Raw genomic sequence first — 26,236 nt, 5'->3', positions numbered from 1 at the left:
AACCACCGAAAACAGTGCGGCGCATCATGACCTGAAGTGACACCGTCACGGTCCGGCCATGACAAAAGTCATGAGCGCGCTTGTGGGCGACGGCGGTTCTGTCGCTCGAACGGCGAGCGGTAGGGCCGCGGGCCGGGTACCTTCGGCTCGTGAATCGCACCGAGTCGGCGAGCCCCGGCCGTCGTACACAGATCCGCGTCATCCTGGCCGGTTCGGTGCCGAACCTGGTGCAGTGGTTCAACCTGTACCTCTACGCGACGTTCGCACCGTACTTTCGGACCGAGTTCTTCGATCCGGCCTCGACGAATTCGCTCGTCTACGTCTACGGACTCTTCGCTTTGACCTTCGTCGTACGCCCACTCGGCTCGTGGCTGTTCGGCAGGCTCGCGGACGTGCGGGGCCGGCAGTTCGCGCTCGTCGCGGCGGTCACGCTGATGTCGGCCGGATCTGTTGCCCTTGCGGTCACTCCGACGGTCCACGACATCGGTGTCTGGGCGGCGGTGATCCTCGCGGTCGTGAGCATCGTGCAGGGCATCGCAACCGGTGGCGAGTACGCGGCGGCGACGGTGTTGCTCTCCGAATCGGGCACGCGCGGACACCGGGGATTCTTCGCCTCGTTCCAGGCCGCGACCATCGTAGGCGGTCTCGTGCTCGCGCAGGCCTGTCTGCTCGTGCTCCTCGCGGGTACGGATCGCGCGGCAATTTCCGAATGGGGCTTTCGTCTCGCGTTCGCTGCGGGCGGCGCGGCGGGCCTGGCGTCGCTGTGGTGGGCGCGTGGACTCGATCGCGTGCCCCGTGCACCGGGAGCGCCGCGGGCGGACCGAGACGCCACGATGGGGGCGCTCTTTCGCGATCACCGGCGTCCGCTCGTCTGGGTGTTCTTGCTGACCGCGGGAGGGAGTGCGGCGTTCTACACCTACACGGTCACCGTTCCCTCGATCGTTCGCGAGACGTTCTTCGCCGCGGACGGTGCCAGGGGCGAGCTCACCGCGACCGGCCTCGTGCTCGCGGCCTTCGTGGTGTTGATGGTGCTGCAGCCGGTCGGCGGCGCACTGAGCGACCGCATCGGGAGAAAGCCTCTTCTCGTCACGTTCGGGGCACTGGGCATACCGGCCACCGGCGCACTGGTGCTGGCGACCGCCCGGCTGACGTCTCCGCCTGCGGTGTTCGTCATCCTGGTGAGCGCATTCGCCGTTCTCACCTGTTATCTGTCGGTGAACGGCATCGCCAAGGCCGAAGTGTTCCCCGCTCACATTCGTGCCCTGGGCGTCGGCTTCGGCTACGCCGTGGCGAACTCCCTGTTCGGAGGTACTGCACCGTTGATCTACCACGCCACCAGCGGCCGTGGCAGCACCGACTTCGTCGTCTACACGACGGTGCTGCTCTCGGTGACGCTCTGCGCAGCCCTGTGGATGCGGGGTGGCTCGGCCACCGCGCTCGATGCGTCGACCGGTCCTAGAAACCCCAGCCCATGACGGCCGGGCGCGCAGTTCCGAACGTCAGGTCGAGTGCGTGCAGCGACGCGTCGTTGCGGGCGGTGAGGCGGTTGGCCGCGGCGAACAAGCGGGCCCGATGGGTGCCGAAGTAGATGCTGGCGAGCACGTCGATGTCGAGTTCGATGTCCGGTTCGGATTCCACCCGGGTGCAGGTGGCGCGGCCGTCGGTCACGGTCAGCGAGTAGGTGCCGCCCGCATCGAGGAAGGGATCTCGCACAGCGATGATCAGCGAGGTGTCGAGCGCGTAGGTGCGGGCCTCCAAAGCTGCCTCGACGTGCATGATGCGGCCCCACAGAGCGTCGTGGTGAGCCGTGACCTTCGGTAGCCGATTGTTGGTCAGCAGGAACGGCAGCGCTTCGTCCCGTGCCTGCCGTACCTCGATGGTGTCGACCAGGTCCACGCCGACGAGGATCTGCCACAGCGCGGCGTACGCGTCGTCGGTCACCGCGATGAATTCCTCCACCACCACTCGGCTCGGGTTGCGGCCGCGTCGGTAGGCGACGTATCCGTCGGGGTGAACGACGAAGAACAGTGCCGTCAGTCCGCCGCGCCGGTTCTCGCGGTCGGCGAAGAACCGCTCCCAGCGGATCGGCGGCTTGGGCTGCGCGCCTGCGGTCTGCTGCTGCCAGCGGTGGTAGATGTCGGGGAGCAGTTCGGTGGCCTCGGCCGATTCGATCAGCCGGACGCCGGTGGCCGGGGGAGCGTCCTTGCGGAACTGCGCGAATCGACGATCGATCGAGACGCTGATCTCCTCGGTCACCGGCCCGTAGCCGAAGCGTCCGTAGATCGTCGCCTCGCTGGCCGTGAGCAGCGAGAGCGGTGCGCCCGCGTCGTTCAGGGCGCGGTGCTGCTGGGTGAACATCGATCGCAGGATGCCGCGTCGACGATGCGTCGGCGCGACCGAGACCCAGGAGACTCCGGACGCCTCGACCTGCGCACCACCGGGAACGGTGACCGACATCGGGAAGTGCATGGCCACACCCACCGGGGTCTCGCCGTCCCAGGCCAGGTACACGTGCTCGGACTGGGTCAGGATCTGCGTCTCGGCCAGGTCCTCGGCGTTCTGGTGCTCGCCGAACGCGTGGGCGTCGAGCAGCGCGACGGCATCCCAGTCGTCGTCGGTGGCGGTGCGGATGGTGATCGATTCGTCGGTAGTCATCGGACTTTACTTTTCCATACAGGAGTGGAGCCCGCGGAACGACCCGAAAAATCTGCCGTACGGAAGCAGGCCTTCGCCGAGGGAGTCTCGAAATCGGCCGGGTGACAAGATGAGCACGTGGTGCATGTACTCGACATCGACGACCCCTCGGACCCGCGACTGGACGATTTTCGCGATCTCAACTCGTCGGATCGGCGACCCGACCTGCCCGAGGGCAAGGGTCTGGTGATCGCCGAGGGTGTGTTGGTGGCGCAGCGGCTGCTGACCTCGCGGTTTCCGATGATCAGCCTGCTGGGCGTGGATCGACGGCTCGACGCCTTGCGCGACGATCTCGTCGATTCGGACGTTCCGTTCTACCGGACGTCCGCGGAGGTGATGGCCGAGGTCGTCGGCTTCCACCTCAATCGTGGTGTGTTGGCCGCGGCGAACAGGCCGCCGGCCCTCGATCTCGACGAGGTGTTGGACGGTGCCAGGACGGTGGCGATTCTCGAGGGCGTCAACGATCACGAGAATCTCGGGTCGATGTTCCGCAACGCGGCGGGCCTCGGGGTCGATGCCGTTCTGTTCGGGGCCGCGTGTGCTGATCCGCTCTATCGTCGTTCGGTGCGAGTGTCGATGGGACATGTGCTGCGGGTGCCGTTCGCCAAGGTGCCCGAGTGGCCCCGTGGCCTCGATCGTGTTCGCGCGCACGGGTTTCAGCTGATCTCCTTGACGCCCAACCCGGCGGCGGTGTCGTTGGCGACGGCGATGACGGGGGAGAAGGTTGCCCTGCTGCTGGGTGCCGAGGGGCCGGGTCTGACCGAACATGCCATGCGAGCAACGGACATTCGCGCGCGCATTCCGATGGCCCCTGGCACCGATTCGCTGAACGTGGCGACGGCCGCGGCAATGGGGTTCTACGAACGCGTGCGCCTGACGTGAACGACCACGACCCGAGCGTCCGCTGGACCGGAGTCCCGATCGCCGTCATCTCGGCGGCGCTGGTGGGTGTGGCACTGACGACGTTCGGTCTGGAGCTGGCCAGAATTCATCCACTGCTCGCACTCGGTCTGAACCTCATCGTCGTCGCGGGTGCAGCTCCGACGGTCATGCGGTGGCTCGCGATACCGGTGTGGCGCTGGGCGGTGTACGGAGTCGGTATCGGTTCCATCCTCAGCTTCGTGGCACTGGCGGCGCTGGCGTTCTGACGTTCGCCGGCACCCAGGACGGCCCTGCCGCATCTACTTGCGCGAGAACCAACGCTTCTTCGGACGCGGTGCCTGTTCGTCGGGGGCGTCGGGCATCGGTTCCTGTGCGCCACGGCCGTTCGCACTCCGGTTCGGTGGCGGCGGCTCCTGTCCGGGAACGTACATCGTGAAGCCGCAGACCGGCAGGGTGTCGGGATCGAATTCGTCCGCGTGTGGTGCGCCGGTGTAGCGGAATCCGAGCCACTCGGCGTTGGCCGCCTCGGCGAATTCCTGTGGGTGGAACGGCAGCGATTGTGGATCCGGCATCACTCCGGGCGGATAGATCAGCGGATGCTCACCGGCCCAGAACGATCGCTCCCACACCAGTGGCAGGCCAGCGTCCTCGTAGATGTACACCGGGGTGGCGCTGAACGATCGGCGGAATTCACCGCGCTCCCAGTACGCGAACGCACCCCAGGCGTGCTGGGGATCCGAGGCGACGAGGTAGGTGTGTTCGGACGCCAGAGGGCGGGTGAAGGATTCGGGAAGCGTCGACGGTGTCGGCACCGACAGGTTCGATCCGCAGACCACGGTGACGCCGGGGTAGCAACCGATGAAGACGTGATCGTCGTCCACGCCGGCCGATGTCGATATCGGACCCTGTCCGAGGGGCACTGCCGTCAGGTGGGGGTACAGACGTCCGACGAGTGCGCTCGCAGCATTCCAGTCCGAGGTGGTGGCTTCTCGGAGTACCGAAATGGGATCCGGTGCGTCCACGTACCAGATCGTTGATGCTTTGGCCCCCACTACCGGCACCTCTCTCTCCGTAAGCTCCGTCGAAAGCCTACGGTGTGGGCGTCGGCAATCTGTCACCGAGCGGCAAATCGGCCATCGAAGAGATCAGTTGTGCCCGCTGCTGCGAACGCCGAGCAGCACGTCCTCCCACGACGGCATGGCCGGCTTGCCGCGCTTGTCCTTGCCGCCGGTGTGACCGGCGGCAGGCTTGGGTGCGGGCCTCGGCTCCCTGGCCACCGGTTCGCGTGGCTGCTCGGGCTCGGGAGTCGGCGCATCGTCCACCTCGACCTCGATGGTCTCGGCGTCGAGTTCGCTGTCGGCGGTGGTGCCGTAGTACTCGTCGAAGCTCTGCTGCGAGGCCTGGTCGTCATCCTCGGCGGACGTCAGTGCGCGCACCGGTGCGAGGCCACGCAGTTGGCGTCCGAAGTCGGGATCGATCAGTTCGTGGGCGGTGTCGTCGAGCGGCGCGATGGTGCCGCCGTGGCCGTCGGGCAGGAACTGCCAGTGCGCCTTGTTGGTGGTGCGGCCCGCCTGCCACTTCAGCTGTGCGACCCACTTGTTGTCCTCGTCGCGCCAGGCGTCCCACTCCGCGTCGTCGAGGTTGTGCCCGCGAGCGCGGAAGGCGAGGGTGACGATCTCGAGCAGGGTCTGAACGGCCGGGCCGTCGTGGCGCAGCGGATGACCGGCCTGGGCCATCGACGCGGCCTGCGAACGTTCGAGCAGCACCGGGTGAGCGAACACCTCGACGCGACTGATGGCCATTCCGGAGTCGGCGGCAACCTGTTCGATGGTCGCTCCGCTGCGGATGCGGGCCTGAATTTCTTTCGGCCGAAGCAAGCTGTCCATTTCGATCTCAATCTGTCCTAGTCGAGCGATGTCACCGCGTGAGGCCGCGCGGAGCTTGTCGTCGGCTGGAAGCCGGAATCTGTCGCCGGTCTTGGGATCTGCGCACACGACGAACTTTCCGTCGGCCTCGAGACCCACCACACGTAAGTCTCGCACCTTGACCTCCTCATCGCGCCGGCTCGCGATACCGTCGAGTTCGAGCCTAGTTCACCTGCCGTATTCGGCGGGTGTTCGACACGCATCGCTTCTGCCGACGATGTTTCCCTGTCAGAGGGTAGACAGCTGCGGGCTCGGCTGCACCCATTCGGTCGATCTTGCGTCGATTGCTTTGTGCGACAACGCCGATGCGTCCCTGCGCAGGTAGAGGGCACCCAGGCCGAAACCGATGGTCAGGGCAATCGCGTGCCCGACGGCGGTGAAGGACGGATCGGACACTCCACTGATCGTGACGACGCCGATCCACAGTGCGGCCCAGCCGACACGCCACGGCATCGGCAGGTACCGGATCATCGACCCTGCGACCGCTGCTGCCGCGTAGCTGACACCGACGTCGACGGCCATCGCCAGCGAGTCCGCGAGCCAGTCGTTGTGAATACCGATGAGCAGGCCGACTGCCACCAGAGCAGTGGCACCGACATGTCCGGCGCCGAAGGTGAGAAGGAAGCGTCGCCAGCCGGCGACCCATTCGGCGACGGCGAACAGCACGGCGACCGCGGCCAACCACAGCCAGTTCACCCGACCCTCGGTGAGGAAGACGCTCGTGACGACAGTGGCTAGGTGACCGTCGGTCAGATTGTGCAGGTTGGTACTCGCCGCATGCAGCACGTGCCAGCGATCGTGCGGCCCGATCTGGCCGAGCGCTACCGTGCCTGCCACCGCGAGGGTGCAGTAGACCAGTGTCACGCGGATCCGCAGCGCGACGGTCAGGAGCCTGAACATACGAGCGCTCCCTCCGAGGTCGTTACGCTTGCTTACTTGATAGCAAGTGTAGGCCTCGAAGGGAGCGCCAGAGCTGTGAGCTTGCTGGCAATGGTCGTTCCGCAGGCTCCACTCCTGCCCTGGGAATGGTCGTTCCGCAGGCTCCACTCCTGCCCTGGGAATGGTCGTTCCGCAGGCTCCACTCCTGCCCTGCCAACTAGCTCAGCGTGGACACGACCCAGTCGATGCTCTTGGTCAGTGCGGTGATGTCGTCCGGCTCGATGGCCGGGAACATACCGACACGCAACTGGTTGCGGCCGAGCTTGCGGTACGGCTCGGTGTCGACGACGCCGTTGGCGCGCAGGATCTTCGCAACCTGGGCTGCGTCGACCTTCTCGTCGAAGTCGATGGTGCCGACGACCTGGCTGCGGTGATCCGGGTTCGTGACGAACGGCGTTGCGAATTCGCTGTTCTCGGCCCAGTCGTACAGGCGTGAGGACGAATCGGCGGTGCGCTTGGTGGCCCAGTCGAGGCCGCCCTGCGAATTGAGCCATTCGATCTGATCGGCGAAGAGCAACAGTGTCGCCACGGCCGGGGTGTTGTACGTCTGGTTCTTGCTGCTGTTGTCGACGGCGATCGGCAGTGACAGGAAGTCCGGGACCCACCGATCCGTGGCGGCGATCTCGCTGACGCGCTCGAGCGCGGCGGGGCTCATCAGCGCGACCCACAGGCCACCGTCGGCGGCGAAGCACTTCTGCGGAGCGAAGTAGTAGACGTCCGAGTCGGCGACGTTGACCGGGAGACCGCCTGCGCCGGAGGTGGCGTCGATCGCGATGAGGGCGTTCTCGGAGCCGGCCGGACGGCTGACCGGAATGGCCACGCCCGTCGAGGTCTCGTTGTGCGCCCAGCCGATCAGGTCGACGGACGGGTCGGAGGTGGGCTCGGGCGCGCTGCCCGGCTCTGCCTTGACGACGATCGGATCACCGATGAACGGGTTGTTCTTGGCCACCGAGGCGAACTTCGAGCTGAACTCGCCGTTGGTCAGGTGCAGCGACTTCTCGCGAATCAGGCCGAATGCAGCTGCGTCCCAGAATGCGGTGGTGCCGCCGTTGCCGAGGACGACCTCGTAGCCCTCGGGGAGGGAGAATAGATCCTTCAAACCACTGCGCACACGTCCGACGACGTCCTTGACGGGCTTCTGGCGATGGCTGGTGCCGAACACGGAAGCGCCGACATCGACCAGGGATTGCAGCTGCTCGGGGCGAACCTTGGACGGGCCACAGCCGAAGCGTCCGTCGGCGGGCAGGAGATCGGCGGGAATGATCGGCAATTCGGCCATGGAGTAGCGCGTCCTAGCGTCGATGGAATATGGCCCTTACAGGGTAGTCGGGTGCCATACCAGCTTCGACTACCGGATCAGGTCCCAGCCTTCGACGGACTCGGGTGACCGCGGTTCGGGGCCGGTGTAGAGGGCAGCGGGTCGGACGAGCTTGCCCAGGCGCTTCTGCTCCAGGATGTGCGCGCACCAGCCCGCGGTACGTCCACAGGTGAACATGGCGGGCATCATGTGCGCCGGTACCTCGGCGAAGTCGAGGATCACCGCGGCCCAGAATTCGACGTTGGTTTCGATGGCTCGATCGGGGCGGCGTTCGCGCAGTTCGGTCAGCGCCGCCTGCTCGAGTGCTGCGGCGACCTCGTAGCGCGGTGCGTTCAGTCTCTTCGCCGTAGCGCGCAGTACACGGGCGCGCGGGTCCTCGGCGCGGTAGACGCGGTGCCCGAAGCCCATGAGCTTCTCTTTGCGGTCCAGGATTCCGGTGATCAGAGCCCGTGCGTCGCCGGTCTTCTCGACCTCTTCGATCATCGGCAGGACGCGGGCGGGTGCACCGCCGTGCAGCGGTCCGGACATCGCACCGATGGCACCGGACAAGCAGGCGGCGACGTCTGCCCCGGTGGAGGCGATGACGCGTGCGGTGAACGTCGAGGCGTTCATGCCGTGCTCTGCAGCCGAGACCCAGTATGCGTCGATGGCGGCGACGTGAGCGGGATCCGGTTCGCCCTTCCACCGGACCATGAATCGCTCGGTGACGGTTGCGGCCTGATCGATGCGGGTCTGCGGAACTGCGGGCTGGTAGATACCGCGAGCGGACTGGGCGACGTAGGACAGGGCCATCACCGACGCGCGGGCGAGGTTGTCGCGAGCGGTGGAGTCGTCGATGTCGAGTATCGGCTGGTATCCCCAGATCGGAGCGAGCATCGCCAGACCCGCTTGGACGTCGACACGGACGTCGCCGGTGTGGATCGGCAGCGGGAAGGGTTCGGCCGGCGGGAGTCCTCGTCCGAACTCGCCGTCGACGAGCAAGGCCCAGACATCACCGAACGTCACGTTCTGCGCGACGAGTTCCTCGATGTCGACGCCGCGGTAGCGCAATGCGCCGCCGTCCTTGTCGGGCTCGGCGATGTCGGAGGTGAACGCGACGACACCTTCGAGACCGGGGACGAAATCCTCGGGAACTCGTTGAACAGCCATGGCCTGTGGACTCCCTCGTCGCAACTGCACCCGGCTCTGCGCCGCATCCGGGCGTACTTCGTCAGAACCATAGCCGGGATCGACGCGGGAGTAGCGTCTGGGCTTGTGTCTGCAGATGAACAGCGCCTGGCGAACATGCGGGTGGACTACGGAGAGCCCGAGGACCTGGACGTCGATGCTCTGGCGGGCGGGTGGTGTTCGCTGGCGCAGCAGTGGTTGTCCGACGCGATAGCCGCGAATCTGCCCGAGCCCAACGCCATCGTGTTGGGGACGGTCGACGAGTCGGGTAGACCCGCCACCCGCACCGTGTTGTGCAAGGACTTCGACGCGTCCGGTGTGGTCTTCTACACCAACTACGACTCGGACAAGGGCCGTGCGCTCACCGCGACGCCGTATGCGTCGATCACGTTCCCGTGGATCGGAATTGCCCGCCAACTCACCGTCCGCGGCCCGGTGGTCAAGGTCGATGCCGAGACCACCGAGGCGTATTGGCGCACGCGACCCCGGGGCTCCCAGCTGGGGGCATGGGCGTCCGAGCAGTCGCGACCGGTCGGCTCGCGGGAGGATCTGGTTGCGCGACTGTCCGAGGTCACCGCGACGTTCGACGGAATCGACGTGCCGGTTCCGCCGAACTGGGGCGGTTTTCGCGTCGAGCCGGAGACGGTCGAGTTCTGGCAGGGCCGAACGAGCCGCATGCACAACCGAATTCGCCTGACGGTGGCAAGCGGTGTGATCGAGCGTCTGCAGCCGTGAGCCGATTGCGCGGCATTCTTGCCGATACGACTCCGCTGAGGACTCCGTCCTACAAGCGGTTGTGGCTCGCGAACATCGTCACCGTCATCGGTGCCCAACTGTCCATTGTTGCTGTGCCGCAACAGGTTTTCCAGATCACACTGAGCTCGGCCTACGTGGGCCTCACCGGTGTGTTCGCGTTGGTGCCGCTCATCGTCTTCGGCCTGTGGGGTGGAGCGTTGGCCGACGTGATGGACCGCCGCACCCTGTTGATGATCACCACCTGCGGCCTGATCGGTACGTCGGCACTGTTCTGGTTGCAAGCGTTTCTCGACCTGAACAATGTGTGGATCATCCTGGTGCTGTTGGCCGTTCAGCAGGCATTCTTCGCGGTGAACCAGCCGACGCGCAGCGCGATTCTCCCGCGGATCCTGCCTGCCGAGCAGTTGCCCGCTGCGAATTCGCTGAACATGACTGTGATGAACTTCGGTGCCATCGCCGGACCGCTCAGCGCAGGCATCCTCATCTACTACATCGGACTCGAGACCCTCTATCTGATCGACACCGTCGCACTGTTCGCCACCCTGTGGGCGGTGATCCGGCTGCCGGGGATTCCGCCGGCGAAGTCGGGTCAGCGCGCCGGATTGCGTTCGGTGTTCGACGGTTTCGCCTACCTCGCGACGCAGAAGGTGCTGCTGGCCTCGTTCGTCGTCGACATCATTGCGATGGTGTTCGGTATGCCCCGCGCGCTGTTCCCGCAGATCGCGCACGAGAGCTTCGGCGATCCCGCGTCGGGCGGTCCGGTGCTCGGCATGCTGTTCGCCGCGATGTCCGCGGGCGCGGTGGTGGGAGGCGTGTTCTCCGGCTGGTTGCCCCGAGTACGCAGGCAGGGGCTGGCGGTGCTCATCTGCATCGTCGTGTGGGGCGCGGCGATGATCGGCTTCGGTCTGGCCGTCGGCGCGGCCACCGACGGGGCCACCACTGTCGCCCTGTGGTTCGCGTTGGCGTTCCTGGCCCTCGGCGGTGGAGCCGACATGATCTCGGCGGCGTTCCGCAGCACGATGCTCCAACAGGTCGCGACCGACGAGATGCGCGGTCGACTGCAGGGTGTGTTCATCGTCGTCGTCGCGGGAGGTCCGCGCATCGGCGACGTACTGCACGGCGCAGCGGCCGCATCCGTCGGTACGGCGGCGGCTGCTGCCGGCGGTGGGGTTCTGGTCGTCATCGGCGTCTCGATCGCCGCGCTGGCTCTTCCTGCATTCATTCGGTATCGCGTGGGTGCGGTGGTGAAGAATGTCTCTCATGGCTGACGCGCAGACGTACTCGTTGACGAGCGGCAAGTATCGGGCAGACATCGCTGCCGTCGGAGCGGGCCTTCGGGCGCTCGAATACGACGGCGCAGCGCTCACCGAGACGTGGGAGGCGGGCTCGAAGCCGCCGTTGTCGGCGGGGCTGGTGTTGGCCCCGTGGCCCAATCGGACGGCCGATGGGACGTTCACCTTCGAAGGCGTCGAGCATCGGATGGAGATCTCCGAGCCGGCTCGCAACAACGCCAGTCACGGATTCGTTCGACGCGTGGCGTGGACTCTCGTGGAACACACCGACTCTCGCGTCGAGCAGAGCGTGGACATCGGAACGCAGAAGGGTTGGCCGTTCTCGATCACGGTGACCGTGGTGCACGAGCTGTCGGCGGACGGTCTCACCGTCACCGCGTCGGCGAAGAACACCGGTGACTCGCCCGCGCCGTACGGGATGGGCTTTCACACCTTCGTCCGGGTGGGGGACGTGCCGCTCGACGAGTGCACCCTCGAGCTGTCCGCGGGAACCCGGCTGCCGCTCGATCCGGTACGCAATCTGCCCGTGGGCAACTCGGTGCCGACGGCCGATACCGAGTACGACTTCCGGCAGCCGAGAGCCCTGGAGGGCGTGCAGCTGGACACTCCGTTCAGCGCCTCGTTGCCCGAGGCCGACGGCCGAGCGAACCACGTACTGCGCGGCCCGGACGGCACTGCGACGGTGTTGTGGACCGACAGCAGCTTCGGATGGGTGCAGGTGTTCACTGCCGATCCCGCCAACGATCAGGCATATCCCGAGCGCGGCCGGGCGTTGGCGATCGAGCCGATGACGTGCCCGCCCGATGCGCTGAACTCCGAAATCGATCTGATCGTGCTCGATCCGGGACGAACCTGGTCCGGCACCTGGGGAATGAGGTACGAGAAGTGACCATTCTGGTGTGCGGTGAGGCGTTGGTCGATCTGGTCCCGGTGCACGAGGGGCCGCTGCTCTCGCCGAAACTCGGCGGCGGGCCGTTCAACGTCGCCGTCGCGATCGGTCGACTGGGTTCGCCCGTCGCGTACCTCTCGCGTATCTCGCGCGACCCGTTCGGCGAGCAGATCCTGGCGAGTCTGCGCGACGCGGGTGTGGACACCACGTGGGTGCAGCGCGGCGACGAGCCGACGACCTTGGCGATGACCACCCTCGCCGACGACGGCAGTGCCGAGTATTCGTTCTACGCCGACGGCACCGCCGATCGTCTCGTTGCCGATCCCGGCGATCTACCCGACGAGATCAGCGTGCTCTCGTTCGGCACGTTGTCACTGCTCTACGAACCCGGGGCGTCGATGTACGCGGGCCTGCTGCACCGCGCCCGGGCGGCGGGCAAGCTCACGATGCTCGACCCCAACATCCGGCCTGCCGCGATCGACAGCACCAGCGGAGACATCACCGCCGACGGGTTCCGCGACCGTTTCCGTTCGTGGTTGCCCAGCATCGACATCCTCAAGGTCTCCGAGGACGACTCGCATTGGTTGGGGCTCGGAACCCAGGGCACAACGGTGGACGACTGGCTCGCGTCGGGTGTCACCGCAGTGGTCATGACTCGCGGCGGCAACGGAATCTCGGTCTTCACCGCAGCCGAGGAGACGTCGGGTACAAAAATTGTCACAGCCGAGGAGATCTCGGTACCGGGAGTTGCGGTCGACGTCGTCGACACCATCGGCGCAGGTGACACCGTGCAAGGGGCTCTGCTCAGCTTTCTGCAGAAGGAGAGCATTATCACATCGAACGCGGTGAAAGAGATGAGCAAGCAAGATTGGCGGGAAGCGCTCGATTTCGCCGCGAAAGCGGCGGCAATCACGGTTTCTCGACCCGGTGCCGACCCTCCGTGGGCGTCCGAGGCGTCGAGAGACTAGTTTCACTATCGACGTTAGAACTGTCCGCTTCAAGTACGTGTCCGTTACACGAGTTCGAGAGGGACCATTCGTGCCCGCTGAGAATGATGCCAAAGCCACCCTCACCTATCCCGGTGGCGAATACTCCATGTCGATTGCCGAGGCCTCCGAAGGCAACAACGGCATCGAGCTGGGAAAGTTGCTGGCCACCACCGGCTACACGACGTTGGACGGCGGGTTCGTCAACACCGCGTCGACCAAGTCGGCCATCACCTACATCGACGGTGACGCAGGCATCCTGCGCTACCGCGGATACCCGATCGAACAGCTTGCGGGCAAGTCTTCGTTCATCGAGGTCAGCTACCTGCTGATCTACGGGGAGCTGCCGTCCGAGGCTCAGCTCGAGAAGTTCACCGACAAGATCCGTCGGCACACTCTGCTGCACGAGGACCTCAAGCGGTTCTTCGACGGGTTCCCGCGCAACGCTCACCCGATGCCGGTGCTGTCGAGTGCCGTCAACGCGCTGTCGGCGTACTACCAGGACTCGCTCGACCCCAACGACCCGGAGCAGGTCGAGCTGTCGACCATCCGTCTGCTGGCCAAGTTGCCGACCATCGCGGCGTACGCCTACAAGAAGTCCGTCGGTCAGCCGTTCCTGTACCCGGACAACTCGAAGAGCCTGGTCGAGAACTTCCTGCGTCTGACGTTCGGCTTCCCGGCCGAGCCGTACGAGGTGGATCCCGAGATCGTCAAGGCACTCGACATGCTGCTCATCCTGCATGCCGACCACGAGCAGAACTGCTCCACCTCGACGGTGCGTCTCGTCGGATCCTCGCAGGCCAACCTGTTCACCTCGATCTCCGGCGGCATCAACGCGCTCTGGGGCCCGCTGCACGGCGGAGCCAACCAGGCCGTGCTCGAGATGCTGGACAAGATCAAGGCCGAGGGCGGCGACGCCACCGACTTCCTGCGTCGAGTCAAGAACAAGGAAGACGGCGTCAAGCTCATGGGCTTCGGGCACCGCGTGTACAAGAACTTCGATCCGCGCGCGACGCTGGTCAAGGAAACTGCGCACACGATCCTCGGCAAGCTCGGCAACGGCGACGAACTGCTCGAGATCGCTCTCAAGCTCGAGGAGACCGCGCTGACCGACGACTACTTCGTCGAGCGCAAGCTGTACCCCAACGTCGATTTCTACACCGGCCTGATCTACCGCGCGATGGGCTTCCCGCCGCGCATGTTCACGGTGTTGTTCGCGATGGGCCGTCTCCCGGGCTGGATCGCGCACTGGCGCGAGCAGAACGAGGACACGACCGGCAAGATCGGCCGTCCGCGCCAGATCTACACCGGCTACACCGAGCGCGACTACCAGGACGTCGGCTCCCGCTAGCTCCCGCTGTACAACGACGCCGCCGGCTCCCCTCGGGAGCCGGCGGCATTGTTGTTTACGCCGAGTTCGCAGTTACGCAGGCGATATGGCCTGTTTCGTCTACACAACTGCGATCTCGGTGCGTGACGGGAGCGTTCGCGCGCCGAGTTCGAGGTTATGGACGGATTTAGGGCGAAATCCATCCATAACTTCGAGTTCGCGGGCCCGTCAGGCGTCGAAGTGCTTGCGGTTCTTCAACACCGGCAGAGTTCTGCGCACGGCGTCGACCAGTCCTGTGTCGATGTCGATGGTCAGCATGCCCGGTGTCGCGTCGAGCTGACCGAGGATCTCGCCGGTGGGGGAGCAGACGATGCTGTGTCCCACGCCCAGCGGCGCATTACCCTCGGCGGCAGCGGGTTCGGCTTGGTCGCAGGCTGCGATGAAGGTGGTCGAGTCCAACGCGCGTGCGCGAGCGAGCAGGGTCCATTGCTCGACCTTGCCGTCACCCGATCCCCACGACGCGGGAACCACGACGACCTCTGCTCCGAGGTCGCCGAGTTTCTGGAACAGCGAGGGGAATCGGATGTCGTAGCAGGTCGCGAAGCCCACTCGAACTCCGGCGATGTCCACCACGAGCGGGTCCGAACCCGGTGCGACGGTATCGGATTCGGCGAATCCGAATGCGTCGAACAGGTGGATCTTGTCGTAGCTCGCGTCGATGCCGGGCCCGGTGACGAGCAGGGTGTTCGTCACCCTGTCGTCCGGGGCTGGAGTGAACATTCCGGCAACGACGGTGATGCCGGCGTCGGAGGCGATGGAGCGCACGGCGTTCGCCCACTCGCCGTCGAGAGGCTCCGCGATTTTCCTGATGGGTCCGCCGAAGCATCGCATGGTCGCCTCGGGGAACACGACGATGTCCGAACCGGCGTGTGCGGCGGCACGGGCGTGGGTGTCGACGAGTTCGAGGTTTTCGGTGGGGTGTTCGCCACTGGTGATCTGGGCCAGGCTGATGCGGATAGTCGAGCTCACGGTCTGACTCCTGGTTTCGTCGGGGGAAGACAGGTATACATATCGTATGCAACCACTGTCGGGGAGGGACAAGGCATATCTGTTCGTACGCGATCAGGTGTTGTCGTCACCGGCCGCCACCGGCACGTTTCTCAACGAACAGGAGCTCGCGACGCGTATCGGAGTGTCGCGGACGCCGGTGCGTGAGGCGCTGCTGATGTTGCAGTCCGAGGGACTGGTCGAGATGGTGCCCAAGCGCGGCGCGCATGTGCCGGCCATGTCCGGACGGCAGATCGCCGAACTGATGGATCTGCGCGGCGTCCTCGAACGGCATGCGGCCACTCGTGCGCTGCGCGCCGGGGACGCTCCGATCGCGGCGATGCAGCATGCGCTCGAACAGCAGGAATTGCTGATGAACTCCGACAGTGCCGAAGCGCCGAAGGAGTTCATCGACTGGGACGGCACCTTCCATCAGAGTTTGATCGATTCGGCGGGCAGCGATCTCCTCTCCCGCACCTACGCGGGTCTGCGTGCTCGGCAGCTGCGGGTCGGTCTGAGCGCTCTGTTCACCGCGGCCAACCGGCAGCACCGCGTGTGCGCCGAGCACCAGGCCATCATCGACGCACTGAGTGTCGGCGACGAGGGCCTGGTGCACGAGAAGATCGACGCTCACCTCGAGGTCACACTTCAGACTCTGCTGCGCGCGTAGCCTTTTCGTGTTCCTGATTCAGTAGCACGTAGTGCTCGTCCTCGGTGGGGTCGGGGTTGCGTCCCAGTGCCAGGCCGACCAGCGTCACCGCGCCGACGATGACGATGTATCCGGCGATCGGTACCCAACTGTCGGTCTTGTCGAGCAGGTACACGAAGATCAGCGGTGCCATCGCTCCACCGAACACTCCGGCGATCGTGTACGCCAACGAGCTGCCGGTCGAGCGGAGTCGAACGCTGAACTGCTCGGTGACGAAGGCGGCCTGCGGTCCGTACATGAACGAGTGGAACGCCAGGCCGACGACGACGCCGAGGATCAGCAGCGGTAGGGATCCACCGCCGATGACGAGGAAGAAGATCGCGCTCCAGGCAACGCCGCCCACGGCCGCGACGCCGTAGACCAGGCGTCGGTTGATGCGGTCGGAGACCGCTCCGGCCAGCGGGATCAAGCCGAGTTGGCAGGCCGATCCGACCAGAATTGCCGTCAACACCTCGCTGCGCTCGAAGCCCAGTTTCTGAGTTCCGTAGGTGATCGAGAAGACCGTGAACAGTGCGTAGATGACGTCGGGTGCGACGCGGGACATGATGCCTGCCACCAGTGGTCGCAGTTCCGTCTTGAACACTTCGCTGATCGGGGCTTCCGAGCGATCGCCGCTCTCCTGAAGTGCTTTGAACACCGGGGTGTCCTCGAGCTTCAAGCGGATCCACAGACCGAAACCGACGAGAACGGCCGAGAAGAGGAATGCAACACGCCAGCCCCAGGACTCGAACTGCTGGTCGGTGAGCGACAGAGTCAGGATTGCCAGTGCGCCGTTGGCGAGCAGGTTGCCCGCCGGTGGTCCGATCTGCGCTGCGGAGGACCAGAAGCCGCGCTTGCGGGGATCGCCGTATTCGCTGGAGAGCAGAACGGCTCCGCCCCACTCGCCGCCGACGGCAACGCCCTGGCAGAAGCGCATGGTGACGAGGATGATCGGGGCCGCGATGCCGATGGTGTCGTATCCGGGGATCAAACCGATGGCGAACGTCGTGACGCCGATCAGCAGCAGGGTGATGACGAGAAGTTGTTTTCGGCCGATGACGTCGCCGAGTCGCCCGAAGACGAATCCACCTACTGGACGGGCGATGTATCCGACCGCGTAGGTCGAGAAGGCAAGCAATGTGCCGGTCAGCGGATCGCTGTCGGGGAAGAAGACCAGCGGGAACACCAGCGCTGCTGCGGCCGAGTAGACGGCGAAGTCGTACCACTCCAACGCCGTTCCGGTCAGGCTGGCGGCAAAGGCCTTGGCCAGGCCTTTTCTATCCACCGAAACTGGTTCGGTCATGACGACTCCTTTGTGTGCCTGGGATCACTCTATCCGTTGTACGTGCTCCATACTTGCTGTATACAAAACGTATGCGCAAGGCTTTGGGCGCATCGGAAACAATTAATTTACGAGGAGAGGGTCCTTACTGATGCTCACATTCACGTTGCCCGACGGCACGACCGAGTCGGTAGAAGTGACCGCGCTGCTCAATGCGGGCTATGCCGGTCGCAACCAGGAAGAGGTGGCGTCGCACATCGCAGAGTTGGCCGAACTGGGCGTGCCGGCTCCCACGGTTACCCCGGCGCTGTACCCCATCTCGCCGTATCTGGCGCAGCAGACCGATGCCGTCGCCGTTCAACACGGACGCACCTCGGGCGAGGCCGAGTGGGCTCTGGTGATCCTGGGCGAGACCATCGACGACGTGCTGCTCACGGTCGCATGCGACCACACCGACCGTGACCTGGAAGTGCACAGCGTTGCATGGAGCAAGAACGCCGCCCCCGACGTGCTCGGTACCGGTGCGTGGCGGTTGAGCGAGGTGGCCGACCGACTGGACGAGATCACCTTGACCGGTTGGGCCGACGGAGTTCTCATCCAGTCCGGAACTCTCGGTGATCTTCTCGCTCCGCAGTACTGGCTCGACGTACTCACCGAGCGCGGTCTGTTCGCGCGTGGAACGGTCTTGATCTCGGGCACCATCTCGATGCATCACGGGGTGAATCAGTTCTCCGACGCGTGGAAGGTCGAGATGGCCGACCCCGCAACCGGCAACACGCTGACCTGCGAATACCAGACGAATTTGATGCCAGCTCCGATCGGTTGACCATCACGACGTAAAGTCGATGTGGAATATGCCCAGAGCTTCACAGCCGGCGTCGGCGGGCCGGCATCAACCGCAGGAGACTTCAGTGACGAAGCCAGTGATCGAATTTCAGGCCGGACCAGCACCATTGGACCTGGTGACGGTCGACCTCGTCGAGGGTGACGGCGCAGAGGCAGTCGCAGGCGGCACCGTGGAGGTGCATTACGTCGGAGTCGAGTTCGATTCGGGCGAAGAGTTCGACTCGTCCTGGAACCGCGGCGAATCCATCCAGTTCCCGTTGCGCGGACTCATTCAGGGTTGGCAGGACGGCATCCCCGGAATGAAGGTCGGCGGACGCCGTCAGCTCACCATTCCGCCGGAGCTCGCCTACGGCCCCGCCGGCGCAGGTCACCGCCTGTCCGGCAAGACGCTCGTGTTCGTCATCGACCTGCTCGACGTCAAATAACTGCACTCGAAGCACCCGCAGGTCAGGTGACAGCGCTGCGTACCCGCTCGGCCTCGCGGGCTGCCGAGGTGTTGGCCTTTCCCCCTCGGGAACCCGCGAGCTTGGCGGCAATGTGCTGGGCTACCGTCACCGGTTCGTACCGGGCCACGTCACCGGGCTCGATGCACGACGGCAACGGCGCGATCACCGCGTCGAGGTTGCCGTCGTGGAAGAAGGCGGCAGAGCGCCTGCGCTGAATCGTTCCGTCGGCAATCGGCGGACGCACGCGATGCAGCGTCGACACCCAGCGGTCGTTGGTCAGTCGGGCCGTCAGATCACCCAGGTTCACCAGCATCGCTCCCTCGACGGGTTGCACGTCGTGCCACCGTCGGTCGATGCCGAGAACCTGCAGACCGGGCACTCGATCGGCCCACAGCACCGTCACCAATCCGTAGTCGGTGTGCTCGCTCATCCCGGTGAGCTCGGTGTCCGGCACACGTAGGCCGGGGTCCAGCGCGTAGTTGTTCATCCGCAGGGTGTCGAGCGAGCGATCGGTGATGTCGGAGAACACGGTCGGGGCCACACCGAGTGCGTCGGCGAACACGGTGGTCAGCGTCCGGGCCACGCGCGCTGCCTCGGCGAAGTACCGTTCGACGGCGCGCTGGAACCCCGCGCACTCGGGCCAGGTGTTCGCCTCGCCCGTCCCGACGTTGAAGGCCTCGAACCAGTCGTTCGTGCCCGACGCCGATTCGACTCCCAGGCTCAGGCTCAGCGATTCGCTCTTCGGAGCGGTGTACCCGCGGTTGCGTTCGGGTGGGCAGATGTAGGCCCGCTTCGCCGCCGGTTCGAGTCCGAAGAACGAATCCATCGCCGACGCCAGGCCGTTCACGGTGTCCTCGGGGATCCCGTGTCCGAGAATCTGCATGAAACCGACTGTGCTGCAAGCGTAATCGATGTCCGACGCGACGCTGCGCCGGGCGGTCCCGTCGGCCGCCGCGGTGGCACCGTCCAGAACGTACGGTGAGATGTCGATGGTGGGGACGAAGAAGTCCGACGACGTGTGCATGGGTACATGATCCTCGGATCGGATGGACCCGCAGGTTTCCCCCGCGTAAAGACTGCCGTACTTCAGCTGTCCTGCAGCTCCAGCACCAATCTCGCTCCGCCCAATGGACTGTCGGTGAACCAGGCCCGCCCGCCGTGCAATTGGGCTTGCTGAGCCACCAGTGCCAGGCCGAGCCCCGAGCCGCCCTTGGCCGCTCGGGTGCCGCGCTCGAATCGGCCGAACACCGTCTCGCGTTCATCGAGGGGAACGCCGGATCCGTTGTCGTCGACCAGGACGCGTACCGTCGTGCCCTCGCGCTCGGCGGTGATGACGATCGACGTCGCGTCGCCGTGCCGAACGGCGTTTCCGATCACGTTGTCGACGGCCAGCCGAAGGCCGGTCGGCAGGGCACGCATCGTGATCTCGCAGTCGGGGGCGGACTCGACCCGTATGTCGAGGCCCGGATGCAGTCGCTGCGCATCCTGGGCTGCGACGTCGCAGATGTCGATGATGTCGGTCTCGACTCTGTCGGCCTCGCTGGACAATTCACCCGACGCCAGTCGCTCCAAGGCTGTCAGTGTCGTCTCCACTCGTCCCTGTGTCCGTTCGAGGTCGCCCAGAATCTCCTGCTGCTGCGCGCGCTCGAGATCGAGGGTTCTGAGCACCTCGATGTCCGTGCGCATCGCGGTCAGCGGGGTGCGGAGCTCGTGCGCGGAGACGGCCGCGAAATCGCGGGCAGTGTCGAGCGCGGCGTTGGTGCGTTCCTGAGCCTCGTTCAGCCTGGTCAGCATGCCCCCGATGGCGACGGCGAGTTCGTCGGCTTCGGTGACGCCCGTGCGGGTTTCGGGAGCGGTCGGTGGCTGGGCACTGACCTGACGGGTCAACGTCACCAGCGGTCTCACGGCCCGTCCACCGAAGAGCCAACCCAGGCCCGTGGACACGGCGATCGCGGCCAGTCCCAACAGGAGTACCTGCTTCTGTTGCTCGTCGGTCACTTGTTGAGCTTCGATGGCGGGCACACCGATCGAGATGGAGATGGACGAGACAACGGTCGATACTGCCGTGTAGACCCGGAACCGTTGACCGTCCACGTCGACGGTCTGGGATCCGGCCGCCAGCGCAGGCAGCCGCGTCGGGGTCGATGCGACCACGATGTCGCCGCTGCGAATCGTGACGGCGAACGCTCCGGACAGCTGATCGATGAAGGCCTCCAACGTCGACGAGTTCGGGACCAGCACCTGCGAGGCCGTCGTCAGACGTTCGTCGAGCTGATTGACGTTGTTGCGGGAGATGGCGACCGAGGTGACCACCGCGAGGGCGGCCACCACCAGGGTGGCTCCGAGAGCGGTGGCCGCGGCCACCCGGGCGCGCAGCGAGAAGCTCATGGGGCGTCCCGGACGACGAAGCCGACCCCGCGGACCGTGTGCAGGATGCGCGGCGACCCGTCGGCCTCGAGTTTGCGTCGGAGGTATCCGACGAACACGTCGACGACGTTGGTGTCGGCAACGAAGTCGTAGCCCCAGACCAGTTCGAGCAGTCGTTCACGTGTGAGAACGACGCCCTTGTTGCGAGCCAGGATCGCGAGCAACTCGAATTCGCGCTTGGTCAGGTCGATGTCGGCTCCGCCGCGGTGGACGCGATAGCCGGGGATGTCGACCACCAGGGTGCCGATCGCGACGGCCGAGTTCGGTGCGCCCGAATCTGCCACCGGCACAACCGGACCGGTGCCGCGACGGCGCAGCATGGCTCGGATCCGAGCGACGAGCTCGGCCAACACGAACGGTTTGGTGAGGTAGTCGTCGGCACCGGATTCGAGTCCGGCGATGCGATCGTCGACCGAGCTGCGGGCACTGAGTACGCAGATCGGGATGTCGTTTCCCATGGCGCGCAACGCGGTCACCACGCTGGCACCGTCGAGCACCGGCATGTTGATGTCGAGCACGATGGCGTGGGGCATCGATCGCGACACGACGCCGAGCGCCTCCGCACCGTCCGACGCGGTGATGACGGTGAACCCGGACAGGCGCAGGCCGCGTTGCAGTGACGACAACACGTCTGCGTCGTCGTCGACGACGAGAACGGTGGCGGGGGTGCTCGGCGATTCGGTCACCGGACCAATGCTATGCAACCCAGCTGTCGACGGTGGTGCGGCGTTCCTCGGGCGTCTTGGCGAAGAAGTCCTCGAGGGCACTGCGGCGTCCGGTGTCGGCATCGAGCGACCAGGCCAGTGCGGGTGCCTTTGCGTAGAGCTGCTCGTAGTACTTCTCGAAGGTGCAGGTGCTGTCGATCAGGGAGAGTGCACCGGGGAAGGGGCGTGTGTTCGTCATGATGTTCTCCTTGTCTGTTCGGTATATCCCAAGCTAGAGGTCGTTGTTGCGGCCTTGGTGAGTCGTGGTTGGCGGTTCTCTGAGAATCGAAGGGTCGAGCCGGGGATTGCTCGGGACCGCGGTGGGTAAGACTGAAAGCATGTCGATCGTCTGGTTTCGCCGTGATCTCCGTCTGGGGGATCTGCCCACCCTCACCGCCGCTGCCGAGTCGGGAGACCCGGTGCTCGGGCTCTTCGTGCTCGACGATCGGCTGCTGAAGCCGTCCGGCGGACCGCGCAAGGATTTTCTGTTCCGGTCGCTCGAAGCACTCGACGAGCAACTCGACGGCCGGCTGATGGTCGTCCACGGTGACCCCGAGACGGTGGTCCCGAAGGTGGCGAAGGCGATCGGCACCGAGGACGTGCACATCAGCGCCGACTACGGTCCGTACGGGCGTGAGCGAGACAAGCGTGTGGGCGAGAAGGTGACTCTGGTCGAGACCGGGTCTCCGTACGCGGTCGCCCCCGGGCGGATCGTCAAGAACGACGGGGAGCCGTACAAGGTGTTCACGCCGTACTCGCGCCAGTGGCTGGAACACGGGTGGCGCGGTCCGGCGGACACATCGGCCGACTCCGCCGACTGGATCGACCCGGACGAGGTGAAAGGCGTTCGGCGAGTGAAGATTCCCTCCGAGAAGGATGCATCCGACGCGGCGGCGGGTGAGGCAGCTGCGTCGAAGCAGTGGAAGGAATTCCTCGACGAGGTCTCGGCGTACGACGACGAGCGCAACCGTCCCGATCTCGATTCGACGAGCCGGATGTCGGTGCATCTGAAGTACGGAACCATTCATCCACGGACGATGTTGGCCGACCTGGGAAAGCTCCGCAGCGAGGGTGCGGCGTCGTACCGCAGACAGATCTGCTGGCGAGACTTCTACGCCGACATCCTCTTTCAGCGACCCGACAGTGCCAGGGAGAACTACGTCAAGAAGTTCGACGCCATCGAATTGGACTCGGGCAAGCACGCCGACGAGTTGTTCGACGCTTGGTGCAAGGGCGAAACGGGCTTTCCGATCGTCGATGCCGGTATGCGGCAGCTGAACTCCGAGAAGTGGATGCACAATCGAGTGCGGATGATCGTGGCGTCGTTCCTCGTCAAGGATCTGCATCTGCCGTGGTGGCGGGGAGCGCGCTACTTCATGCAGCACCTCGTCGACGGCGATCTGGCCAACAATCAGCACGGGTGGCAATGGACCGCCGGGACCGGTACCGACGCCTCGCCGTACTTTCGTGTGTTCAACCCGATCACTCAGGGCGAGAAGTTCGACCCCACCGGGGACTACGTCCGACGCTGGGTGCCGGAGCTGCGCGGCGAAGAAGGAAAAGCCGTGCACACGTTGAAGTTCGGTCGACCCAAGGACTACGTGGATCCGATCGTCGACCACAAGCACGAGCGTGAGGTGGCGATCGCCCGCTTCAAGGCGATCTAGCGCGGGAGCGGAGCCTGCGGAGTGACCCCTAACTCCTGCGGGAGCGGAGCCTGCGAAGTGACCCCTATCTTTTGCGGGACAATCCGACGCCCACCAGGCAGATCACTCCGCCGACCACGGCGAGGTAATGCGGCACCTCACCCAACAGGAGCCAGGCCAGCGTGATCGTGATCGGTGGCACGGCGTACGTGGTGATCCCGAGCTTGCCGGCGTTCATCCGCGTCAGCGCATAGGCCCAGGTGCTGAAGGCCAGTGCCGTCGGGACCAGGCCGAGGTAGATCAATCCGCCGGTGGCACCGGCCGAGGCAGCCCCGAGGTCGTCGAGCAGCGCCGGTGCGAAGGGCAGCGTGCACACCGCGCCGATGGTGCATGCCATCCACGTCACCTGAAGTCCGGGGATGGTGCGCAGCACCGGCTTCTGGCTGAGCACTCCGATGGCGTAGGTCACCGCGGACACCAGGCACAGAGCGATACCGAGGAAATCGGCGTCGGTCTTGGTGGTCGACGTCGTGGTCACCGCCGTGACGACACCGACCATGACCGCGCCGGCGAATGCTATGCCCGCACCGATCACCAACCACTTCGGAAAGCCCTCGCCCAGAAGCAGACCCGCGAACAGGGCGACCAGAATCGGACCGATCTGAATGATCATCGACGTCGTACCGGCATCGACGCGTTGCTCGGCGGCATTGAGGGCGACGTTGTAGATGCCGAACCAGAACACGCCGATACTGACGATCTGCAGCCACTGTGTGCGGTTGGGCTTGACCCACTGCCTTCTGGCCACAACTATCGCGCCGAGTGCCACAGATCCGATCAGCAGCCGACCCAGCGCGAGCGGGCCCGCCCCGAAGGATTCGCCGACGCCGCGAATCGCGACGAAGGCCGAGGCCCACGAGATCACCGTGACGGTGACTGCGCCGAGGGCGAGCCAATCGACGGCGGGACGGGTGTCGAGATCTGTCATGAGCACGACGCTATCTCGCGCGAACGACCCCTGGCGCGCGGGTTTCGGCCATCGTTGCGCGAATTGATGCCGCCTATCTGCCGAGCAACTTCTCCAGCGCATCGAGTACGGCGGGATCCTCGATGGTCGACGGCACGCCGTACTCCTCGCCGGCGACGATCTGCCGCATCGTCTTCCGCAGGATCTTGCCCGAGCGGGTCTTCGGTAGGGCACCGACGATCGTCACGTCCCGGAACGTCGCGAGTGCACCGATCTGATCGCGGACCATGGCCACCAGTTCGGTACGCAGCTGATCCTCGGTGATGGTCTCCCCGGCCTTGAGCACCACGTAGCCGCTGGGGCGCTGGCCTTTGAGGTCGTCGTGGATTCCGATGACGGCGCATTCGGCGACGGCGGGGTGACCGGCCAGCACGGCCTCCATCGACCCGGTGGACAGGCGGTGGCCGGCCACGTTGATGACGTCGTCACTGCGGCCCAGCACGTAGACGTACCCGTCGGCGTCGATGTACCCGGAATCGCCGGTGAGGTAGTAGCCCGGGAACGTGTCGAGATACGAACGCTGGAACCGTGATTCGTCGTTCCAGAGTCCCACCAGCGCGCCCGGTGGCAGTGGCAGCTGCACGACGATGTTGCCCTCGGTGCCTGCCTCCACCGGCGCACCGGCCGCGTCGAGGATACCGACCTGGAATCCCGGCACCGGTACCGTCGGTGATCCGGGTTTGATCGGAAGTGGTTCGAGGCCACGAAGATTGGCGCAGATCGCCCAGCCGGTTTCGGTCTGCCACCAGTGGTCGACGACGGGGCGGTCCAGGGTTCGCGAAATCCACTCGTAGGTGTCGGGATCGAGGCGTTCACCGGCGACGAACAGTGTCTCGAGCGACGAGGTGTCGTACTTCTCGAGCTCGGCGGCGTGTGGGTCGACCTTGCGGATGGCACGCAAGGCCGTCGGCGCGGTGAACAACGCGCGGACGCGGTGATCCTGGATCACCCGCCAGAACGCGCCTGCATCGGGAGTTCCTACGGGTTTGCCCTCGTAGAGAACCGTTGTGGCACCGGCGAACAGCGGTCCGTAGACGATGTAGGAGTGTCCGACGACCCAGCCGACATCGGACGCCGTCCACATCACCTGACCGGCACCGACGTCGTAGATATTGCGCATCGACCAGGTCAGCGCGACGGCATGACCGCCGTTGTCGCGCACCACACCCTTGGGCTTACCGGTCGTGCCCGAGGTGTAGAGGATGTACAGCGGATCCGTCGCCTGCACCGAAACCGGTTGGGCGGCGGGGGCGTCGGCGATGAGGGTGTCCCAGTCCAGCCAGTCGTGGCTGCCTGCGATGCCGTCGCGGGCCTTGACGATCACCGCGGGGACGGTCGCCGTCGTGAGAGTCAGGGCGCGCTGCACCAGGGGGAGGTATTCGACGACTCGACCAGGCTCGAACCCGCCGGCGGCAGTGATCAGCAGGACCGGCTCGGCGTCGTCGATTCTCGCCGCCAGCTCTTTGGCCGCGAAGCCGCCGAACACCACCGAGTGCACCGCGCCGAGCCTGGCGCACGCGAGCATGGCGATCACTGCCTCGGGAATCATCGGCAGGTAGATCACCACGCGGTCGCCGGGGGAGACGCCGTTGCTGCTCAACACCCCGGCGAAACGAGCGACCCGATCGAGCAGTTCGGCGTAGGTGTAGCTGCGGGTCAGTCCGAGCATCGCCGAGTCGTAGATCAATGCGGTCCGGTCGCCGTGCCCGGCGTCGACATGCCGGTCGAGGGCATTGAAACAGGTGTTCAGGCGGGCACCGGGAAACCAGTGCGAGCCGTCGAACGCGGTGGTCGGTGGGGTGTCCCAGTCGACGTCTGCCGCCGCAGACAGCCAGAATTGCTCCCGGTTGTCGACGCTGTCTCCGAATGCCTGCCGATACTCGCCACTCATGTCTGCGAGCGTAGTTCGAGGTGGGGGTGGTCCGGGCCGGGTTGCGCACTACCG

26 protein-coding genes are annotated in these 26,236 nt (G+C 65.6%); 12 read left to right on the top strand and 14 right to left on the bottom strand.

The window, feature by feature from the left end:
* Nucleotides 1-149: 149 nt before the first annotated feature.
* Nucleotides 150-1,475: an MFS transporter gene (locus NY08_RS12155; protein ID WP_045196611.1), complete on the top strand. Its 1,326-nt coding sequence runs from the start codon at nucleotides 150-152 to the stop codon at nucleotides 1,473-1,475.
* Here the strand turns inward: NY08_RS12155 and NY08_RS12150 are convergent.
* Nucleotides 1,456-2,655 (bottom strand): GNAT family N-acetyltransferase, encoded by a 1,200-nt coding sequence (locus tag NY08_RS12150; protein ID WP_045196608.1) that lies wholly within the window; start codon nucleotides 2,653-2,655, stop codon nucleotides 1,456-1,458. The two genes, NY08_RS12155 and NY08_RS12150, sit on opposite strands and share 20 nt — an antisense overlap.
* 117 nt (nucleotides 2,656-2,772) lie before the next feature.
* Between NY08_RS12150 and NY08_RS12145 the strand changes: the two genes are divergently transcribed.
* The gene (locus NY08_RS12145) at nucleotides 2,773-3,576 is read left to right on the top strand and encodes a TrmH family RNA methyltransferase (RefSeq protein WP_032395843.1); all 804 of its coding nucleotides are present in this window, start codon (nucleotides 2,773-2,775) and stop codon (nucleotides 3,574-3,576) included.
* The gene (locus NY08_RS12140) at nucleotides 3,573-3,842 is read left to right on the top strand and encodes a DUF2537 domain-containing protein (RefSeq protein ID WP_045196606.1); all 270 of its coding nucleotides are present in this window, start codon (nucleotides 3,573-3,575) and stop codon (nucleotides 3,840-3,842) included. Before NY08_RS12145 ends, NY08_RS12140 begins: the two co-directional genes overlap by 4 nt.
* A gap of 33 nt (nucleotides 3,843-3,875) precedes the next feature.
* Here NY08_RS12140 and NY08_RS12135 read toward each other — a convergent pair whose 3' ends face one another.
* From NY08_RS12135 to NY08_RS12115, 5 genes are all read right to left on the bottom strand, one after another.
* Nucleotides 3,876-4,628: a DUF6928 family protein gene (locus NY08_RS12135; RefSeq protein WP_045196604.1), complete on the bottom strand. Its 753-nt coding sequence runs from the start codon at nucleotides 4,626-4,628 to the stop codon at nucleotides 3,876-3,878.
* Between the two features lie 93 nt (nucleotides 4,629-4,721).
* A complete protein-coding gene (gene sepH / locus NY08_RS12130) occupies nucleotides 4,722-5,618 on the bottom strand; it encodes a septation protein SepH (RefSeq protein ID WP_032395841.1) in 897 nt (298 codons plus the stop codon).
* Between the two features lie 111 nt (nucleotides 5,619-5,729).
* On the bottom strand, nucleotides 5,730-6,401 hold the full coding sequence (locus NY08_RS12125; protein WP_045196601.1) for a rhomboid-like protein: 672 nt from the start codon (nucleotides 6,399-6,401) through the stop codon (nucleotides 5,730-5,732).
* A gap of 196 nt (nucleotides 6,402-6,597) precedes the next feature.
* Nucleotides 6,598-7,719, bottom strand: a complete 1,122-nt coding sequence (gene serC / locus NY08_RS12120; protein ID WP_032395839.1) for a phosphoserine transaminase — start codon at nucleotides 7,717-7,719, stop codon at nucleotides 6,598-6,600.
* Between the two features lie 69 nt (nucleotides 7,720-7,788).
* Nucleotides 7,789-8,907, bottom strand: a complete 1,119-nt coding sequence (locus tag NY08_RS12115) for a citrate synthase 2 (RefSeq protein WP_032395838.1) — start codon at nucleotides 8,905-8,907, stop codon at nucleotides 7,789-7,791.
* A 135-nt stretch (nucleotides 8,908-9,042) separates the two neighbouring features.
* On the opposite strand from NY08_RS12115, the gene pdxH reads away from it, so the two are divergent.
* From pdxH to NY08_RS12090, 5 genes are all read left to right on the top strand, one after another.
* Nucleotides 9,043-9,660 carry a pyridoxamine 5'-phosphate oxidase gene (gene pdxH, locus NY08_RS12110; RefSeq protein ID WP_045200270.1) on the top strand — a complete coding sequence of 206 codons (618 nt, stop codon included), beginning with the start codon at nucleotides 9,043-9,045 and terminating at the stop codon, nucleotides 9,658-9,660.
* On the top strand, nucleotides 9,657-10,949 hold the full coding sequence (locus NY08_RS12105; protein ID WP_045196599.1) for an MFS transporter: 1,293 nt from the start codon (nucleotides 9,657-9,659) through the stop codon (nucleotides 10,947-10,949). Before pdxH ends, NY08_RS12105 begins: the two co-directional genes overlap by 4 nt.
* Entirely contained in the window at nucleotides 10,933-11,862 is a 930-nt protein-coding gene (locus NY08_RS12100) for an aldose 1-epimerase family protein (protein WP_045196596.1), read from the top strand. The genes NY08_RS12105 and NY08_RS12100 overlap by 17 nt, the downstream gene beginning before the upstream one ends.
* A complete protein-coding gene (locus NY08_RS12095; protein ID WP_045196595.1) occupies nucleotides 11,859-12,830 on the top strand; it encodes a carbohydrate kinase family protein in 972 nt (323 codons plus the stop codon). The genes NY08_RS12100 and NY08_RS12095 overlap by 4 nt, the downstream gene beginning before the upstream one ends.
* A 70-nt stretch (nucleotides 12,831-12,900) precedes the next feature.
* Entirely contained in the window at nucleotides 12,901-14,199 is a 1,299-nt protein-coding gene (locus NY08_RS12090; protein WP_032395834.1) for a citrate synthase, read from the top strand.
* A gap of 207 nt (nucleotides 14,200-14,406) precedes the next feature.
* Here the strand turns inward: NY08_RS12090 and NY08_RS12085 are convergent, their stop codons facing one another.
* Nucleotides 14,407-15,207 carry a carbon-nitrogen hydrolase family protein gene (locus NY08_RS12085; RefSeq protein WP_235387185.1) on the bottom strand — a complete coding sequence of 267 codons (801 nt, stop codon included), beginning with the start codon at nucleotides 15,205-15,207 and terminating at the stop codon, nucleotides 14,407-14,409.
* Nucleotides 15,208-15,253: 46 nt separating this feature from the next.
* Between NY08_RS12085 and NY08_RS12080 the strand changes: the two genes are divergently transcribed.
* On the top strand, nucleotides 15,254-15,895 hold the full coding sequence (locus NY08_RS12080; RefSeq protein ID WP_045196593.1) for a GntR family transcriptional regulator: 642 nt from the start codon (nucleotides 15,254-15,256) through the stop codon (nucleotides 15,893-15,895).
* Here NY08_RS12080 and NY08_RS12075 read toward each other — a convergent pair.
* Nucleotides 15,867-17,216 (bottom strand): MFS transporter, encoded by a 1,350-nt coding sequence (locus NY08_RS12075; RefSeq protein WP_032395832.1) that lies wholly within the window; start codon nucleotides 17,214-17,216, stop codon nucleotides 15,867-15,869. The genes NY08_RS12080 and NY08_RS12075 overlap by 29 nt on opposite strands.
* Nucleotides 17,217-17,346: 130 nt before the next feature.
* Here NY08_RS12075 and NY08_RS12070 point away from each other — a divergent pair, with 130 nt between their 5' ends.
* Nucleotides 17,347-18,021, top strand: a complete 675-nt coding sequence (locus tag NY08_RS12070) for a DUF2848 domain-containing protein (RefSeq protein ID WP_045196591.1) — start codon at nucleotides 17,347-17,349, stop codon at nucleotides 18,019-18,021.
* 85 nt (nucleotides 18,022-18,106) lie between these two features.
* A complete protein-coding gene (locus NY08_RS12065) occupies nucleotides 18,107-18,466 on the top strand; it encodes an FKBP-type peptidyl-prolyl cis-trans isomerase (RefSeq protein WP_032377394.1) in 360 nt (119 codons plus the stop codon).
* A 22-nt stretch (nucleotides 18,467-18,488) separates the two neighbouring features.
* On the opposite strand, the gene NY08_RS12060 is transcribed toward NY08_RS12065, so the two are convergent.
* The 4 genes from NY08_RS12060 to NY08_RS12045 form a co-directional block, all read right to left on the bottom strand.
* The gene (locus NY08_RS12060) at nucleotides 18,489-19,511 is read right to left on the bottom strand and encodes an isopenicillin N synthase family dioxygenase (protein WP_045196587.1); all 1,023 of its coding nucleotides are present in this window, start codon (nucleotides 19,509-19,511) and stop codon (nucleotides 18,489-18,491) included.
* Nucleotides 19,512-19,573: 62 nt separating this feature from the next.
* A complete protein-coding gene (locus NY08_RS12055) occupies nucleotides 19,574-20,875 on the bottom strand; it encodes a sensor histidine kinase (protein WP_179272723.1) in 1,302 nt (433 codons plus the stop codon).
* Complete coding sequence (locus tag NY08_RS12050) at nucleotides 20,872-21,600, bottom strand: response regulator transcription factor (RefSeq protein ID WP_045196584.1); 729 nt, start codon at nucleotides 21,598-21,600, stop codon at nucleotides 20,872-20,874. Before NY08_RS12050 ends, NY08_RS12055 begins: the two co-directional genes overlap by 4 nt.
* Nucleotides 21,601-21,610: 10 nt before the next feature.
* Nucleotides 21,611-21,817 carry a hypothetical protein gene (locus NY08_RS12045; protein WP_032395828.1) on the bottom strand — a complete coding sequence of 69 codons (207 nt, stop codon included), beginning with the start codon at nucleotides 21,815-21,817 and terminating at the stop codon, nucleotides 21,611-21,613.
* Nucleotides 21,818-21,956: 139 nt separating this feature from the next.
* Between NY08_RS12045 and NY08_RS12040 the strand changes: the two genes are divergently transcribed.
* Complete coding sequence (locus tag NY08_RS12040) at nucleotides 21,957-23,285, top strand: cryptochrome/photolyase family protein (protein ID WP_045200265.1); 1,329 nt, start codon at nucleotides 21,957-21,959, stop codon at nucleotides 23,283-23,285.
* A gap of 64 nt (nucleotides 23,286-23,349) precedes the next feature.
* On the opposite strand, the gene NY08_RS12035 is transcribed toward NY08_RS12040, so the two are convergent.
* Both NY08_RS12035 and NY08_RS12030 read right to left on the bottom strand, forming a co-directional pair.
* Complete coding sequence (locus NY08_RS12035) at nucleotides 23,350-24,252, bottom strand: DMT family transporter (protein ID WP_045200263.1); 903 nt, start codon at nucleotides 24,250-24,252, stop codon at nucleotides 23,350-23,352.
* A 73-nt stretch (nucleotides 24,253-24,325) separates the two neighbouring features.
* Nucleotides 24,326-26,182, bottom strand: coding sequence for a propionyl-CoA synthetase (locus NY08_RS12030; RefSeq protein WP_045196583.1), 1,857 nt, complete (start codon nucleotides 26,180-26,182; stop codon nucleotides 24,326-24,328).
* Between the last annotated feature and the right edge of the window lie 54 nt (nucleotides 26,183-26,236).

Origin of the sequence: Rhodococcus sp. B7740 (genome assembly GCF_000954115.1) — a bacterium.
In the GTDB taxonomy this organism is placed as follows: domain Bacteria; phylum Actinomycetota; class Actinomycetes; order Mycobacteriales; family Mycobacteriaceae; genus Rhodococcoides.
This window is presented reverse-complemented; position numbering and strand designations above follow the sequence as displayed.

Coding starts and splice junctions, on each gene's coding strand:
- NY08_RS12115 (WP_032395838.1), bottom strand. CDS start 8,907: ATGGCTGTTCAACGAGTTCCCGAGGATTTCGTCCCCGGTCTCGAAGGT.
- NY08_RS12075 (WP_032395832.1), bottom strand. CDS start 17,216: ATGACCGAACCAGTTTCGGTGGATAGAAAAGGCCTGGCCAAGGCCTTT.
- NY08_RS12060 (WP_045196587.1), bottom strand. CDS start 19,511: ATGCACACGTCGTCGGACTTCTTCGTCCCCACCATCGACATCTCACCG.
- NY08_RS12070 (WP_045196591.1), top strand. CDS start 17,347: ATGCTCACATTCACGTTGCCCGACGGCACGACCGAGTCGGTAGAAGTG.
- serC (WP_032395839.1), bottom strand. CDS start 7,719: ATGGCCGAATTGCCGATCATTCCCGCCGATCTCCTGCCCGCCGACGGA.
- NY08_RS12045 (WP_032395828.1), bottom strand. CDS start 21,817: ATGACGAACACACGCCCCTTCCCCGGTGCACTCTCCCTGATCGACAGC.
- NY08_RS12030 (WP_045196583.1), bottom strand. CDS start 26,182: ATGAGTGGCGAGTATCGGCAGGCATTCGGAGACAGCGTCGACAACCGG.
- NY08_RS12080 (WP_045196593.1), top strand. CDS start 15,254: ATGCAACCACTGTCGGGGAGGGACAAGGCATATCTGTTCGTACGCGAT.
- NY08_RS12100 (WP_045196596.1), top strand. CDS start 10,933: ATGTCTCTCATGGCTGACGCGCAGACGTACTCGTTGACGAGCGGCAAG.
- NY08_RS12150 (WP_045196608.1), bottom strand. CDS start 2,655: ATGACTACCGACGAATCGATCACCATCCGCACCGCCACCGACGACGAC.
- pdxH (WP_045200270.1), top strand. CDS start 9,043: ATGCGGGTGGACTACGGAGAGCCCGAGGACCTGGACGTCGATGCTCTG.
- NY08_RS12055 (WP_179272723.1), bottom strand. CDS start 20,875: ATGAGCTTCTCGCTGCGCGCCCGGGTGGCCGCGGCCACCGCTCTCGGA.
- NY08_RS12125 (WP_045196601.1), bottom strand. CDS start 6,401: ATGTTCAGGCTCCTGACCGTCGCGCTGCGGATCCGCGTGACACTGGTC.
- NY08_RS12035 (WP_045200263.1), bottom strand. CDS start 24,252: ATGACAGATCTCGACACCCGTCCCGCCGTCGATTGGCTCGCCCTCGGC.
- NY08_RS12040 (WP_045200265.1), top strand. CDS start 21,957: ATGTCGATCGTCTGGTTTCGCCGTGATCTCCGTCTGGGGGATCTGCCC.